This window comes from Streptomyces sp. NPDC102462 (assembly GCF_044765425.1).
Lineage (GTDB): Bacteria > Actinomycetota > Actinomycetes > Streptomycetales > Streptomycetaceae > Streptomyces.
Genome location: NZ_JBIWKB010000019.1, coordinates 114,922 through 128,322, shown reverse-complemented (window position 1 = coordinate 128,322; position 13,401 = coordinate 114,922). Strand labels below are relative to the sequence as shown.

The 13,401-nt window shown below is 69.7% G+C and carries 12 protein-coding genes and 1 other RNA gene; 7 read left to right on the top strand and 6 right to left on the bottom strand.

Annotated elements, in window-relative coordinates; genetic code table 11:
• Positions 1–294: 294 nt before the first annotated feature.
• Together prfB and ACIRFL_RS18845 are read left to right on the top strand one after the other, a co-directional pair.
• Positions 295–1,401 (top strand): peptide chain release factor 2, encoded by a 1,107-nt coding sequence (gene prfB, locus ACIRFL_RS18850; protein ID WP_404029653.1) that lies wholly within the window; start codon positions 295–297, stop codon positions 1,399–1,401.
• Between the two features lie 311 nt (positions 1,402–1,712).
• Positions 1,713–2,324: a hypothetical protein gene (locus ACIRFL_RS18845; protein ID WP_404029651.1), complete on the top strand. Its 612-nt coding sequence runs from the start codon at positions 1,713–1,715 to the stop codon at positions 2,322–2,324.
• Positions 2,325–2,435: 111 nt separating this feature from the next.
• Here ACIRFL_RS18845 and ACIRFL_RS18840 read toward each other — a convergent pair whose 3' ends face one another.
• Positions 2,436–2,642 carry a hypothetical protein gene (locus ACIRFL_RS18840; protein WP_121893961.1) on the bottom strand — a complete coding sequence of 69 codons (207 nt, stop codon included), beginning with the start codon at positions 2,640–2,642 and terminating at the stop codon, positions 2,436–2,438.
• A gap of 270 nt (positions 2,643–2,912) precedes the next feature.
• Between ACIRFL_RS18840 and ftsE the strand changes: the two genes are divergently transcribed.
• The 5 genes from ftsE to ssrA all read left to right on the top strand — a co-directional run bounded on the left by ftsE (position 2,913) and on the right by ssrA (position 6,842).
• Positions 2,913–3,602 (top strand): cell division ATP-binding protein FtsE, encoded by a 690-nt coding sequence (ftsE, locus tag ACIRFL_RS18835; RefSeq protein ID WP_361289025.1) that lies wholly within the window; start codon positions 2,913–2,915, stop codon positions 3,600–3,602.
• 38 nt (positions 3,603–3,640) lie between these two features.
• Positions 3,641–4,558 (top strand): permease-like cell division protein FtsX, encoded by a 918-nt coding sequence (gene ftsX / locus ACIRFL_RS18830; protein ID WP_404029648.1) that lies wholly within the window; start codon positions 3,641–3,643, stop codon positions 4,556–4,558.
• 67 nt (positions 4,559–4,625) lie between these two features.
• Entirely contained in the window at positions 4,626–5,807 is a 1,182-nt protein-coding gene (locus ACIRFL_RS18825; RefSeq protein ID WP_404029647.1) for a S41 family peptidase, read from the top strand.
• 58 nt (positions 5,808–5,865) lie between these two features.
• A complete protein-coding gene (gene smpB, locus ACIRFL_RS18820) occupies positions 5,866–6,351 on the top strand; it encodes an SsrA-binding protein SmpB (RefSeq protein ID WP_404029645.1) in 486 nt (161 codons plus the stop codon).
• A gap of 92 nt (positions 6,352–6,443) precedes the next feature.
• Positions 6,444–6,842: a transfer-messenger RNA gene (ssrA, locus tag ACIRFL_RS18815) on the top strand.
• A gap of 112 nt (positions 6,843–6,954) precedes the next feature.
• Here ssrA and ACIRFL_RS18810 read toward each other — a convergent pair.
• From ACIRFL_RS18810 to ACIRFL_RS18790, 5 genes are read right to left on the bottom strand one after another with little or no spacing between them, the layout of a single operon-like run.
• Entirely contained in the window at positions 6,955–7,965 is a 1,011-nt protein-coding gene (locus ACIRFL_RS18810; RefSeq protein WP_404029643.1) for a LacI family DNA-binding transcriptional regulator, read from the bottom strand.
• Positions 7,965–10,232: an alpha-xylosidase gene (gene yicI, locus ACIRFL_RS18805; protein ID WP_404029642.1), complete on the bottom strand. Its 2,268-nt coding sequence runs from the start codon at positions 10,230–10,232 to the stop codon at positions 7,965–7,967. Before yicI ends, ACIRFL_RS18810 begins: the two co-directional genes overlap by 1 nt.
• A gap of 9 nt (positions 10,233–10,241) precedes the next feature.
• Entirely contained in the window at positions 10,242–11,066 is an 825-nt protein-coding gene (locus tag ACIRFL_RS18800) for a carbohydrate ABC transporter permease (protein ID WP_404029640.1), read from the bottom strand.
• Positions 11,063–12,028, bottom strand: a complete 966-nt coding sequence (locus ACIRFL_RS18795) for a carbohydrate ABC transporter permease (RefSeq protein WP_404029638.1) — start codon at positions 12,026–12,028, stop codon at positions 11,063–11,065. Before ACIRFL_RS18795 ends, ACIRFL_RS18800 begins: the two co-directional genes overlap by 4 nt.
• Complete coding sequence (locus ACIRFL_RS18790) at positions 12,025–13,317, bottom strand: extracellular solute-binding protein (RefSeq protein ID WP_404029636.1); 1,293 nt, start codon at positions 13,315–13,317, stop codon at positions 12,025–12,027. The genes ACIRFL_RS18795 and ACIRFL_RS18790 overlap by 4 nt, the downstream gene beginning before the upstream one ends.
• Positions 13,318–13,401: the final 84 nt, after the last annotated feature.

The window sequence follows — 13,401 nt, the reverse complement described above, 5'->3', positions numbered from 1 at the left end:
CTACATCCCGGGCCCGCTCCTGTGCCGTGACGGTCCGGGGGTGTACAGGTCCGTGACACGGTGACGTTCCCCACGGAGTGGTCTGACCGGCGGTCCGGTGACCGGGGCGTCCATGGGGCGGTCGGTGGTGCGATGGCGCTCGCTCTGCGGGTGCGCCGTGGCGGCGTTGCCAGCCGCAGCGCCGCGGTTCGCTGCCGCCCCGTGCCGGCCCCCGTCACGCCGATCCTGGTGGGGCTTCCCGCTTCGCGGCCTCGGGCGGGCGAGGTCGGTTGCCATTGCCGTTAGTCTGGAGGCGTGGCAGTCGTCGATGTATCCGAAGAGCTCAAGTCCCTCTCCTCGACCATGGAGTCGATCGAGGCCGTCCTGGACCTCGACAGGATGAGGGCCGACATCGCCGTGCTCGAGGAGCAGGCGGCGGCGCCGTCCCTGTGGGACAACCCGGACGAGGCGCAGAAGATCACCAGCAAGCTCTCCCACCTCCAGGCCGAGGTCAGGAAGGCGGAGGCGCTGCGCGGCCGGATCGACGATCTCGGCGTGCTCTTCGAGCTGGCCGAGGCCGAGGACGACCCCGACACCCGCGCCGAGGCCGAGGCCGAGCTGGCCGAGGTCAGGAAGGCGCTGGACGAGATGGAGGTCCGCACGCTGCTCAGCGGGGAGTACGACGCGCGCGAGGCGCTCGTCAACATCCGCGCCGAGGCCGGCGGCGTCGACGCGGCCGACTTCGCCGAGAAGCTGCAGCGCATGTATCTGCGCTGGGCCGAGCAGCACGGGTACAAGACCGAGGTCTACGAGACGTCGTACGCGGAGGAGGCCGGCATCAAGTCGACCACCTTCGCCGTGCAGGTGCCCTACGCCTACGGCACCCTCTCCGTGGAGCAGGGCACGCACAGGCTGGTGCGCATCTCGCCCTTCGACAACCAGGGCCGCCGCCAGACCTCCTTCGCCGGGGTCGAGATCCTGCCCGTCGTGGAGCAGTCCGACCATGTCGAGATCGACGAGTCCGAGCTGCGCATCGACGTGTACCGGTCCTCCGGCCCGGGCGGTCAGGGCGTCAACACCACCGACTCCGCGGTCCGCATCACCCACCTCCCGACCGGCATCGTGGTCTCCTGCCAGAACGAGCGGTCGCAGATCCAGAACAAGGCCACCGCGATGAACGTCCTGCAGGCCAAGCTGCTGGAGCGGCGCCGGCAGGAGGAGCAGGCCAAGATGGACGCCCTCAAGGGCGACGGCGGCAACTCCTGGGGCAACCAGATGCGTTCCTACGTGCTGCACCCGTACCAGATGGTCAAGGACCTGCGCACGGAGTTCGAGGTCGGCAACCCGGAGGCCGTGTTCAACGGTGAGATCGACGGCTTCCTGGAGGCCGGGATTCGCTGGCGCAAGCAGCAGGAGAAGTAACCGGAGCAGTCAAGTCGACCATGACAACTGCCGCCCTGAGGGCGGCAGTTGTTATTTGTCTGGGTTTTACATCACACTCACAGGCGCCAACTCCCCGTAAATGCCCTGACGTTGGACATTGCGCACGCAACGGCCTTGACGATCCCTTGGAAAATGGGAAGGGTGAAGCGTGCCATGCGTATCTCTGGGGCGCATGTGAACCGGGGGGCGTGAAGGACTTGATGGAACACGGACTTCACCGGCTACCCCGTCGATCACGGCCGGCCCCATGCGCCGCACACTGACCATCAGCTACTGGGGGTAGCAACCACATGACCAAGAAGACGCGGATCCGGATCGCGCGGATCGCGGCCGGTGCCGTGATCGCGGCCGGCGCCTCGCTGACGGCGGCCGGCGCCGCCTCCGCCAGCGAGTCGGAGGACTGCCTGCTCGGCATCCTCTGCGCCGCCGAGGAGTCGCCGAGCCCGGGTCCCACCGAAACCGGCATCCCGACCACCCCGGAGTCGCCGCCGGAGACCTCGGTGCCCTCGGACGAGCCGACGGAGCCGACGGAGGAGCCCACCGAGCCCACGGAGGAGCCCACCGAGCCGACCGAGGAGCCCACCTCCGACCCGACCCACGGCGGTGGCAACGGGAACGGCAACGGCAATGGGAACGGCAACGGCGGTGGCAACAGCAACACCGACCCCAAGGGCGGCTCCGGCAGCTCGGCCCAGGAGGGCGGCTCCTCCGCTCTGACCGGCACCGGCCCTGACACCCCGGCCGCCGGCGCCCAGGCCCAGGGCAGCGGCGACGAGCTCGCCGAGACGGGTGCCGGGCAGACCGCGTTCCTGATCGCGGGCGCTGCCACCATGATCGCCGGTGGTGTCGCCTTCCGCGTCCTGCCGCGCCTCGCGGGCGGTCGGGGCGGCGCAGCCGCCTGAGCGTGACCGAACGTAGTCACCTTCGTACGGTCCGTACGTGTGACGCAGTGACGAAGGGCCCGGAGCCTGCCTCCGGGCCCTTCGGCCGTCCTCAGCCGCTCTGTGGTCCGCTCACGCGGTCTGGTGCGCCAGCAGCGCCACCGCGGCGATCAGCACCGCCAGCAGCGCGATCAGCGCCATCGGGTTCAGACCGGCGAAGAAGCCGTCCTGGAAGAAGCCCTGCTGCTGCAGCCGCTCGCGGTTGGCCCGGCACACGGGACACCGGCCCTCGCTCACAGGCGCCGCGCAGTTCGCGCACACCAACCGGTCGTACGTCATGCGCTCGCCCTCCTTGCACCGGCCGTCATCCGAACAACGCCTACGGGAACGCGAACGTTCCCCTCACCACTGTGCCAGGTTCCCGCGGAGCGCGCGCGGGTCACCGGCACCCGGCCGTCCCCGCATACAAGCCCGATACCCGGCGGGTGCGCCCCCGATACCCCGCACAAAAATGTACAAGCTCCGCACAACCTCGTCCGGCGACTGCGCCGGCCCGCCCGGTTCGCGTATGGTCACGCACATCTACCCCCGGCGACCCGTGGTGCATCCGTGATCCGATTCGACAATGTCTCCAAGGTCTACCCCAAGCAGACCCGTCCCGCGCTCAGGGATGTCTCCCTGGAAGTGGAGAAGGGCGAGTTCGTGTTCCTCGTGGGGTCCTCCGGCTCCGGAAAGTCCACCTTCCTGCGGCTGATCCTCCGCGAGGAGCGGTGCAGCCACGGTCAGGTGCACGTCCTGGGCAAGGACCTCGCGCGCGTGTCCAACTGGAAGGTGCCCCAGATCCGGCGCCAGCTCGGTACGGTCTTCCAGGACTTCCGGCTCCTGCCGAACAAGACGGTCGCGGAGAACGTGGCCTTCGCCCAGGAGGTCATCGGCAAGTCGCGCGGAGAGATCCGCAAGTCCGTGCCGCAGGTGCTCGACCTCGTCGGGCTCGGCGGCAAGGAGGAGCGCATGCCCGGCGAGCTGTCCGGTGGTGAGCAGCAGCGCGTGGCCATCGCGCGCGCCTTCGTCAACCGGCCCAAGCTGCTCATCTGCGACGAGCCCACCGGCAACCTCGACCCGCAGACCTCCGTCGGCATCATGAAGCTGCTCGACCGGATCAACCGGACCGGCACGACCGTGGTGATGGCGACGCACGACCAGAACATCGTGGACCAGATGCGCAAGCGCGTCATCGAGCTGGAGAAGGGACGCCTCGTCCGCGACCAGGCCCGCGGCGTCTACGGCTACCAGCACTGACACCGCACGAGATCCACGGAAAGGCTTGATCCGACGCCATGCGCGCCCAGTTCGTACTGTCGGAGATCGGTGTAGGTCTCCGCCGCAATCTGACGATGACCTTCGCCGTCATCGTCTCCGTCGCCCTGTCCCTGGCCCTGTTCGGCGGCTCGCTGCTGATGAGCGACCAGGTGACCACCATGAAGGGCTACTGGTACGACAAGGTCAACGTCTCGATCTTCCTCTGCAACAAGAGCGACGCCGAGTCGGACCCCAACTGCGCCAAGGGCGCGGCCACCGAGGACCAGAAGAAGCAGATCCTCGCCGACCTGGAGAAGATGCCGGTCGTCCAGAAGGTCACCTACGAGTCGCAGGACGAGGCGTACAAGCACTACAAGCAGCAGTTCGGCGACTCCCCGCTGGCCAGTTCGCTCACCCCGGACCAGATGCAGCAGTCGTACCGGATCAAGCTGAAGGACCCGGAGAAGTACCAGGTCATCGCGACCGCGTTCAACGGGCGTGACGGCGTGCAGTCGGTACAGGACCAAAAGGGCATCCTGGACAATCTGTTCGGTCTGCTCAATCTGATGAACAGTGCGGCGCTTGGTGTCATGGCGCTGATGCTGATCGTCGCCCTGCTGCTGATCGTCAACACGGTGCGCGTCTCGGCGTTCAGCCGTCGGCGTGAGACCGGGATCATGCGTCTGGTCGGCGCGTCCGGCTTCTACATCCAGGCGCCGTTCATCATGGAGGCAGCGGTCGCCGGGCTCATCGGCGGCGGTCTCGCCTGCGTCTTCCTCGTGCTCGGGCGGTACTTCACCATCGACCACGGCATGGCCTTGTCATCCAAGCTGAACCTCATCAACTTCATCGGCTGGGACGCCGTGTTCACCAAGCTCCCGCTGATCCTCGCGGCGAGCCTGCTGATGCCCGCGCTTGCCGCGTTCTTCGCGCTGCGCAAGTACCTGAAGGTGTGACGCACGCCAAGAGGGCCGTGCGGTCAACCGGCCGTACGGCCCTTCGCGTTGTCCTAGACTCACCGCCATGTCAGGCCGCGACCCCTTCTGTCAGTCCCGCCGCTCCCGCCGCGGGGCGGCCCTGACGTTGGTCTTCGCCGGTGTGCTCGTCACCGGCGCCGCGACCGGCTCCTTCCCCGACCCCGACCCCGGCGCCGGCTCCGGCCGCGGGGCCGTCCCCCAGGACGCGGCCCGCGCGACCGTCAGGCCCGATGCCGTCCAGAAGGCCGCCGCCGAGGCCATGGCCGACGGCAAGTCCCCGATGGAGGCGGCCGAACGAGCGGTGAGCCGCAGCGGGGACCGCTGGGGCGCCGTCTACTCCCGGGGCGAGTACGAGGAGTTCGAGGAAGCCCTCGACGGCCAGTACACCGGCGTCGGCCTGTGGGCGCGACGCGCGGTCGACGGCCGTATCGAGGTGACCCGGGTGCAGCCCGGCTCGCCCGCTGCCGCCGCCCGGATCCGCAAGGGCGACCGGCTGCGCAGCGTCGACGGCACCGCGGTCGACGGGCGGCCGGTCACCGAGGTGGTCGCCCTGCTGCGCGGCGACGCGCTGGACGCCCCCGCGGGCACCGCCGTCCGGCTCGGCCTGGAGCGCGGCGCGCGCACCTGGAGCGAGACCCTGCGCCGGGCTCGGCTGTCCACCGACTCCGTGACCGTCCGCAGGCCCTCCGCGGGCGTCACCGTGATCAAGGTCGACGCCTTCACCAAGGGCACGGGCGACGTCGTGCGCAGCGCCGTGCGGCGGACCCCGGCCGGCGCCGGGATCGTGCTCGACCTGCGCGGCAACTCCGGCGGCCTGGTCACCGAGGCCGTCACCGCGGCCTCCGCCTTCCTCGACGGCGGACTCGTGGCCACCTACGACGTCGACGGCGAGCAGCGCGCCCTGCACGCGGAGGACGGCGGCGACACCACCAGACCCCTGGTCGCGCTCGTCGACGGCGGCACGATGAGCGCGGCCGAACTGCTCACCGGCGCCCTCCAGGACCGGGGCCGCGCGGTCGTCGTCGGCTCCCGCACCTTCGGCAAGGGCGCGATCCAGATGCCGACCCGGCTGCCCGACGGCTCCGTCGCCGAGCTGACCGTCGGCCACTACCGCACCCCCTCCGGGCACACCGTCGACGGCCGGGGCATCACCCCCGACCTGGTGGCCGGCCGGCGGGCGCTGGAGCGGGCCGAGACCGTGCTCAGCGGGCTCGGCGACCCCTCGTAGCGCCGCGGTTAATCGGCTTCCCCCGCACCCCCTCCATGGTGCGAAAATGGTCGGCACTATGGCTAAGGAAAAAGGGCGCAAGCTGATCGCGCAGAACAAGAAGGCGCGGCACGACTACCACATCCTCGACTCCTTTGAGGCCGGTCTGGTCCTCACCGGGACCGAGGTGAAGTCGCTGCGCCAGGGACGGGCCTCGCTGGTCGACGGCTTCGTGCAGCTCGACGCGCGCGAGGCGTGGCTGTACAACGTGCATGTGCCGGAGTACACCCAGGGCACCTGGACCAACCACAGCGCCCGCCGCAAGCGGAAGCTGCTGCTGCACCGCGCGGAGATCGAGAGGCTGGAGTCCAAGGTCCAGGAGACGGGTCACACGATCGTGCCGCTCGCGCTGTACTTCAAGGACGGCCGGGCCAAGATCGAGATCGCGCTCGCCAAGGGCAAGAAGGAGTACGACAAGCGCCAGACGCTGCGCGAGAAGCAGGACCGGCGCGAGGCGGACCGCGCGATGGCGGCGGCCCGGCGCAAGCAGCGCGGCCAGTCCTGACCGGCCGGCGGGAATACGCTGGCACGCGGGTGCGTTGGTCACGTACGATGGCAGCGCACCCCAGGCGGGTGCGTGGATTGAAAAATGAACATGGGGATGATCGGTTTCGACAGCGGTTGTCGAAGCAGGGGAAGCGTGTCGAGGAAGCGGCCATGATCTCGTAAACCACAGGCCGAAAAAAATAATCGCCAATACCAAGCGCGATTCCTCCCAGCAGGCCTTCGCCCTCGCTGCCTGATAGGCAGCCAGAGCGAGCCTCCTACTAAAGGGAGTGTCAGCCCGGGGCTGTTCCCGACCCGGATCCTGGCATCAGCTAGGGGACTAAACCTTGATCCCGGTCACGGGGTGAAGAGGGAAACCACACAGTGACTGAGCCCGTCGGAGACTTGTCCGCGTGATCTCCGGGGCTGAGAAAAGCGCAGCGGACTGCACACGGAGAAGCCCTGGTTCCGCACCGTTGGACGCGGGTTCGATTCCCGCCATCTCCACGAACACGACAGGCGACGTGCGCCCACCGGCGCACGTCGCCTTCGTCGTTGTCACGCGACTGCGCCGCGCGAGCAGGGCTTCGCCACGACGGCCCGTCGCCACGGCGCGCCGCGCTCAGGGCGCCGCGCGGGGCCGGGTGGTGGCGCGTTCGGTCAGGCGGGGCGCGAGCAGCGTCGCCTCCGGGACCTCGGCGCCGGCCAGCTTCCCCATCAGTAACTCCACCGCCCGCTCGCCGAGTTCGGCGGACGGCAGGGCCACCGACGTGACCGGGACGCGCAGCGACGCGGCGAGTTCGTCGGGGCAGATCGCGGTGACGGACAGATCGCCGGGAACCCGCAGCCCGAGCCGTTCGAAGGCATCGATCAGCGGCTCCAGCACCGCCTCGTTGTGCACCACCACCCCGGTCAGCGCGGGCTGCTCGCGCAGCAGCCGCTCCGCGACCCGGCGGGCCGCGGCGGGCGTCGCCTCGCACGGGTGCACGGCCGAGACGAGCCCGCGCCGGTCGGCCGCCGCGGTGAAGCCCCGTACCACCCGCTCGGCGAACCCCGTCCGGCGCACATACACCTCGGGCGGCGAGCCGACCAGCGCCACGACCCGGTGCCCGAGCCCCGCCAGCCGTTCCACGCACAGCTCACCGGCCGCCTTGAAATCGAGGTCCACGCAGGTCAGGCCCGCGGGCTCGGCGGGAAACCCGATCAGCACGGACGGTCGGCCCAGCGAGCGCAGCAGCGGCAGCCGGGGGTCGTGGAGCTGGACGTCCATCACGATCAGCGCGTCCACCAGCGCGGTGTCCGCGACCCGCCGCAGCCCCTCCTCGCCCTCCTCCTGGGTGAGCAGCAGCACATCGTGGCCGTGGCGCCGGGCCGTGGTCACCACCGACACCGCGCATCCCATGACCACCGGCACATGGATGCCCGGGCGCAGCGGGACCACCAGGGCGAGGACGTTGGAGCGGCTGCCGGCCAGGGCGCGGGCGCCGGCGTGCGGGCGGTAGCCCAGCTCGCGGATGGACGCGGCGATGCGCCGCCGGGTCTCCTCGGAGATGGGGCGCTTGCCGCTCAGGGCGTAGGAGACGGTGCTGGGGGAGACCCCGGCGTGCCGCGCCACATCGGTGATCTTGACCATCAGCCCAGCTCCACCGTGAGGAACCCGGTACCGGCCCGGGCCCGAGCGGTCCGCTCCCCGGCCGCGAGCGCCCAGGGCCGCGAGGGATCGCCGGCCGAGGCCCGCAGCGTGTCGCCCTCCCGTACGACGGTGAAGGTCACGTCCCCGACCCGCACCGTCACCTGTGCGCCGCGGGCCGGCCGGAACGCGTGCAGCGTGACCCCGTCGGCGTGGTCGTAGTCCGGCCGGTCGTCCACCGCGCCCACCGGGATCACCGCGCCCGGCCGCACGAGCAGCGGCACGCTCAGAAAGCCGTGCCGCTCGCGCACCCAGCGCGGCCCGGTCACCGTCCGCCCGTCGGCGAAGCGGGTCCAGGTGCCCTCGGGCACGTAGTACGTCACGTCCCCCTCGTCGCTGAACACCGGCGCGACCAGCAGATCCGGGCCGAGCATGTACTGCCGCTCCAGATGCGCGCACCCGGGGTCGTCCGGGAACTGCAGGATCATCGCCCGCATCACCGGCACACCCTCCTCGTGGGCGGTGCGCGCCGCTTCGTAGAGGTAGGGCATCAGACGCAGCTTGAGCCGGGTGAAGTGGCGCAGCACGTCGACGGACTCCTCGTCGAACAGCCACGGCACCCGGTACGACGACGACCCGTGCAGCCGGCTGTGCGAGGACAGCAGACCGAAGGCGATCCACCGCTTGAACAGCGCGGGCGTCGGGGTGCCCTCGAAGCCGCCGATGTCATGGCTCCAGAAGCCGAACCCGGACAGCCCCAGCGACAGGCCGCCGCGCAGCGACTCGGCCATCGACTCGTACGTCGCCTCGCAGTCGCCGCCCCAGTGCACCGGGAACCGCTGGCTCCCGGTGGTCGCCGACCGCGCGAACACCACCGCCTCGCCCTCGCCCCGGTGTTTGCGCAGCACGTCGAAGACGGTGCGGTTGTAGAGGTAGGTGTAGTAGTTGTGCATCCGCTCCGGGTCGGAGCCGTCGGCCCAGGCCACGTCGAGCGGGACGCGCTCGCCGAAGTCGGTCTTGAAGCAGTCGACGCCCTGCGCGAGCAGCGCCTCCAGCTTCGCCGCGTACCAGTCGCGGGCGGCCGGGCTGGTGAAGTCCACCAGCGCCATGCCGGGTTGCCACAGGTCCCACTGCCACACGGCGCCGTCCGGCCGCTTCAGCAGATGCCCGAGGGCCTTGCCCTCCGCGAACAGGGCCGAGCGCTGGGCGATGTACGGGTTGATCCAGACGCAGATCCGCAGGCCGCGCTCCTTCAGACGGGCCAGCATGCCCTCCGGGTCCGGGAACACCCGCGGGTCCCAGCTGAAGTCGCACCAGTGCAGCTCGCGCATCCAGAAACAGTCGAAGTGGAAGACGGACAGCGGCAGTTCGCGCTCCCGCATGCCCTCGATGAAGGACGTCACCGTCTCCTCGTCGTACGACGTGGTGAACGACGTCGACAGCCACAGCCCGAACGACCAGGCGGGCGGCAGGGCCGGGCGGCCGGTGAGGGCGGTGTACGTGCGCAGGATGTCCTTCGGGGCCGGGCCGTGGATGACGTAGTACGTCAACTGCTGTGACTCGGCGCTGAACTGGACCCGGGACACGGATTCCGAACCGACCTCGAAGGACACCTTGCCGGGGTGGTCGACGAAGACGCCGTAGCCGGCGTCGGTGAGATAGAACGGGGCGTTCTTGTAGGCCTGTTCGGTGGCCGTGCCACCGTCGGCGTTCCAGATGTCGACGACCTGGCCGTTCTTGACCAGCGGCCCGAAACGCTCGCCCAGACCGTAGACGCCGGTGCCGACCCCGAGGTCCAGTTGCTCGCGCAGATAGTGCGCGCCGGTCGCGTCCCGCATGATGCCCATGCCCTTGGGACCGCTGCCGGTCAGGGTGCGCCCGCCGGCCAGGAAGTCGACCCGCCAGGGGCCGGTGCGGGCCACCCGGACCGACAGCGCGCCGGAGGTGAGCATCGCGTGCTCGTCGTCGTAGGAGATCTGCGCCGCGCCCTCCTGCCGTCGCACCTCGAAGCGGGGGGTGCGCGGCTGCTCGCCCTCGAAGTGGGTGAACGTGATGCCGATGACGTCGGGCATCGGGGCATGGACACTGATCGTCACTACCGGTCCCTTCAGCAGGTCGCCGCGGTGGCGGACGGGCCGGGTCGGCGCGTGGATCTCCAGCGAGCCTCCTTCGGAGGGGGCGTCCCCGGCGACGGTGACGTCCAGGACCTCGACCGGGTGGGCCGCGGTGACGCCCTCGCGCAACAGCCAGTAGCCGTCGGTGAACTTCACAGGGGCTCCCTACTTGACGGCACCCGCGGCGAGCCCGCGGATGAGCGTGCGCTGGAAGACGAGGAAGAAGACGACCGCCGGCAGCACACCGAGCAGGGCCGCCGCGCTGGTCATGGTGGCGTCCATCAGACGCTGGCCCTGAAGGACGCCGAGCGCCACCGACACGGTCTGGTTGTCGTTGGAGACCAGCATGACCAGCGGCAGCAGGAACTCGTTCCAGGTCCAGACGAAGAAGAACACCAGGAGCACACCGAGGGTGGGGCGGCTGACCGGGACCACGATCCGCCACAGCACCTGCCACTTGTTCGCCCCGTCGATGCGGGCCGCCTCGATGATCTCCCGCGGGAACCGGCCCAGCACCGAGGAGAGGAGATAGGTGCCGAAGGCCGCCTGGATCACCGTGAACACGATGATCACGCCGATCCGGGTGTCGTACAGGCCCGCCTGCTTGCTCAGGTAGTAGAGCGGATAGACCAGCGCCTCCTGCGGCAGCGTGTTCGCGAGCACGAAGAACGCCAGCACCCAGGTACGGCCCTTGATCCGGCCGATGCCGATCGCATACGCGTTGAGCACCGACACGACGACCGCGAGGATGGCCACCGAGCCGCTGATCAGCACGGAGTTGAGGAGCTTTCGGCCGTAGTCGACGCGCTGCCAGAAGTCCTGCAGACCATCCAGGTGGATGCCGTCGGGCAGGCTGAGCGGGCCGTGCCGGGAGTACTCCGCCGGTGACTTGACCGCGTTGACGGCGACGATCACGAACGGCACCACCATGAACAGGGCCGCCACGCACAGGGCGATCAGCACCGGGTAGCGGCGCAGCGCTCCGGTCATGCCCGGCCCCCTTCCTCGGCGTCCTCGGCACGGCTCTGGAGCCTCAGCCCGAGCAGACTGAGGGCCAGGATGAGGACCGTGAGCACGGTGGAGATCGCCGCGCCGTAGCCGACCTGGGTCTTCTCGAAGAACGTGGTGAAGGAGAAGTAGGAGGGCACATCGGTCGCCCCGCCGGGACCGCCCTTCGTCAGCACGTACACCGCGCCGAACACCTTGAGCGCGGCCACGGTGCACCAGGTCAGCACCACATGGATCTCCGGGCGGAGCTGTGGCAGCGTGATGTGCCGGAAGCGGCGCCACCAGCCGGCGCCGTCCAGCTCGGCCGCCTCGTACAGCTGCGGGTCGACGCGTTGCAGGCCCGCCATGAAGACGACCAGCGGGAAGCCGAGCTGCACCCACACCATCACGCCCATCACGCTGTACAGCGCGAGATCCGGGTCGCCGAGCCAGTCCTGCCGCCAGGAGCCGAGCCCGACGGCCTTCAGCAGGGCGTTGAGCGTGCCGTCGTCCGGGGCGAGGATCCAGCTCCAGACGATGCCGGCGACCGCGATCGGCAGCACCTGCGGCAGATAGAAACAGGCCCGCAGCACGACCACGACCCGGGAGCCGAAGTGCTTGCCGACGTAGTCGAACAGCGCGGCGGCCAGGACGAGTCCGAGCGCCGTCGGCACCAGCGCCATGGCGACGACCATGAACAGGCTGTGCCGGAACGAGGCCCAGAACTCGGAGTCGCCCAGCAGCTCGCGGTAGTTGGCGAGCCCGGACCCCTCGGGGGTGCCCACCCCCTGCCAGTCGGTGAAGCTCACACCGGTGTTCATCAGGAACGGGACGACGATCACCACGAGGAACGCCAGCGCTCCCGGCAGCAGGAACAGCGCGTAGGAGTCGCGGTGCCGGGGCGGGGGCCCGGCGCGGTGCCGGGCCCTCGCCGGCCGCCCGCCGCGTGCGACGGTGACGGTCATCGGCCCGGTACGCCCTTGTCGTACGCCTTCTGCAGATGACTCAGACAGGCGTCCGGCTGCTCGCTGTCCGTGATCAGCTTCTGGGTCTCGGAGACGAGGGTGTCGTAGAAGCCGGGGACCGGCCAGTCCGGGTAGAAGGCCAGGCCGTCCCGGGCGGTCAGGGTGTTGAAGTCGGAGATGAGGGCCTTGGCCCTCGGCTCGGTGATGGCCGAGGCGTCGGCCGCGACCGGGACGGCGCCCTTGTTGCCGAGCAGGTTCTGGATCTTCTTCGACAGGGTGATGTCGATGAAATCGTAGGCGAGTTCCTTGTTCTTCGCGCCCTTGGGGACGACCCACAGATTGCCGCCGGAGCCGAGGGTCAGATCCGAGCCCGGCCACAGCGAGGTGTCCCAGTCGAACGTCGCCTCGTCCTCGAAGCGGCCGAACCACCAGCTGCCGGAGAACAGGATCGGCGCCTTGCCCCGGATCCAGGACACGCCCGCGTCCTCGGCCTTGGCACCGCTGGACGTCCTGCTGATGTAGCCCTTCTTCACCCAGTCCGCGAACGTGGTCGCCGCGTAGGTCCAGGCGGCGTCGTGGAAGTCGTTCTCCCCCTTGTACAGCTCGTACGCGTCGACCCAGGAGCGGTCGGCCCGGGAGAGGGCCAGCTGGTACAGATACTGCTGGGCCGGGTACTCGGCGCCCGCGTTGGCCAGCGGGGTGACGCCCTTGCCCACGAACGCGTCCATCGCGGCGGTCAGTTCGTCGAACGTCTTCGGCTCGGCGATGCCGTACTTCGCGAACAGGTCCTTGTTGTAGAAGACCATCGTGTACTCGGCGTAGTTGGGCACGCCGTACCACGCGCCGGAGCCCATCACGCCGTTCGTGTCGTACCGGCTGGTCGTGCGGACGCCCGCGCTCAGCTTCTTGTCCCAGCCGCGTGCGGTGGCCTGGGCGGTCAGATCGCTGAGCAGGCCCTGCTTGGAGAGCAGGCCCGCCGTCGCGTTGCCCTTGTTGTACTCCATCAGATCGGGCGCGTCGGAGGAGTTGAGCACCATCGGCGCCGTCTTCTGGATCTGTTCGAACCCCTTCTCCTCGAACTTCACCGTGACCCCGGGGTGCCGGGCCTCGAACTCCTTGATGGCCTCCTTCCAGGCCAGGCCCATCGCGCTGTTGGGCGCCTCGTAGTGCCACAGCCGCAGCGTCCTGCCGTCGGAGGAGCCGCCGTCCGAGCCGCCGCAGGAGGTCAACAGCAGGGACCCGGAGAGGATCACCGCAGCGGCCGCCACACGCCTTCGTGCCGTCAACATCCTGTGCCTCCAGGGGAGTCGGATGGTTCTGGGGTCGCCATGCAGCGGTCCACCGGTCCCGTCGAACCAGTTCGATGCAGGGCG

What these genes read in the sequence shown, in the direction of transcription:
- ACIRFL_RS18790 (WP_404029636.1), bottom strand. Translation starts at nt 13,317, where the DNA reads ATGTTGACGGCACGAAGGCGTGTGGCGGCCGCTGCGGTGATCCTCTCC.
- smpB (WP_404029645.1), top strand. Translation starts at nt 5,866, where the DNA reads ATGGCTAAGGAAAAAGGGCGCAAGCTGATCGCGCAGAACAAGAAGGCG.
- ftsX (WP_404029648.1), top strand. Translation starts at nt 3,641, where the DNA reads ATGCGCGCCCAGTTCGTACTGTCGGAGATCGGTGTAGGTCTCCGCCGC.
- ACIRFL_RS18825 (WP_404029647.1), top strand. Translation starts at nt 4,626, where the DNA reads ATGTCAGGCCGCGACCCCTTCTGTCAGTCCCGCCGCTCCCGCCGCGGG.
- ACIRFL_RS18795 (WP_404029638.1), bottom strand. Translation starts at nt 12,028, where the DNA reads ATGACCGTCACCGTCGCACGCGGCGGGCGGCCGGCGAGGGCCCGGCAC.
- ACIRFL_RS18800 (WP_404029640.1), bottom strand. Translation starts at nt 11,066, where the DNA reads ATGACCGGAGCGCTGCGCCGCTACCCGGTGCTGATCGCCCTGTGCGTG.
- ACIRFL_RS18840 (WP_121893961.1), bottom strand. Translation starts at nt 2,642, where the DNA reads ATGACGTACGACCGGTTGGTGTGCGCGAACTGCGCGGCGCCTGTGAGC.
- ACIRFL_RS18845 (WP_404029651.1), top strand. Translation starts at nt 1,713, where the DNA reads ATGACCAAGAAGACGCGGATCCGGATCGCGCGGATCGCGGCCGGTGCC.
- ACIRFL_RS18810 (WP_404029643.1), bottom strand. Translation starts at nt 7,965, where the DNA reads ATGGTCAAGATCACCGATGTGGCGCGGCACGCCGGGGTCTCCCCCAGC.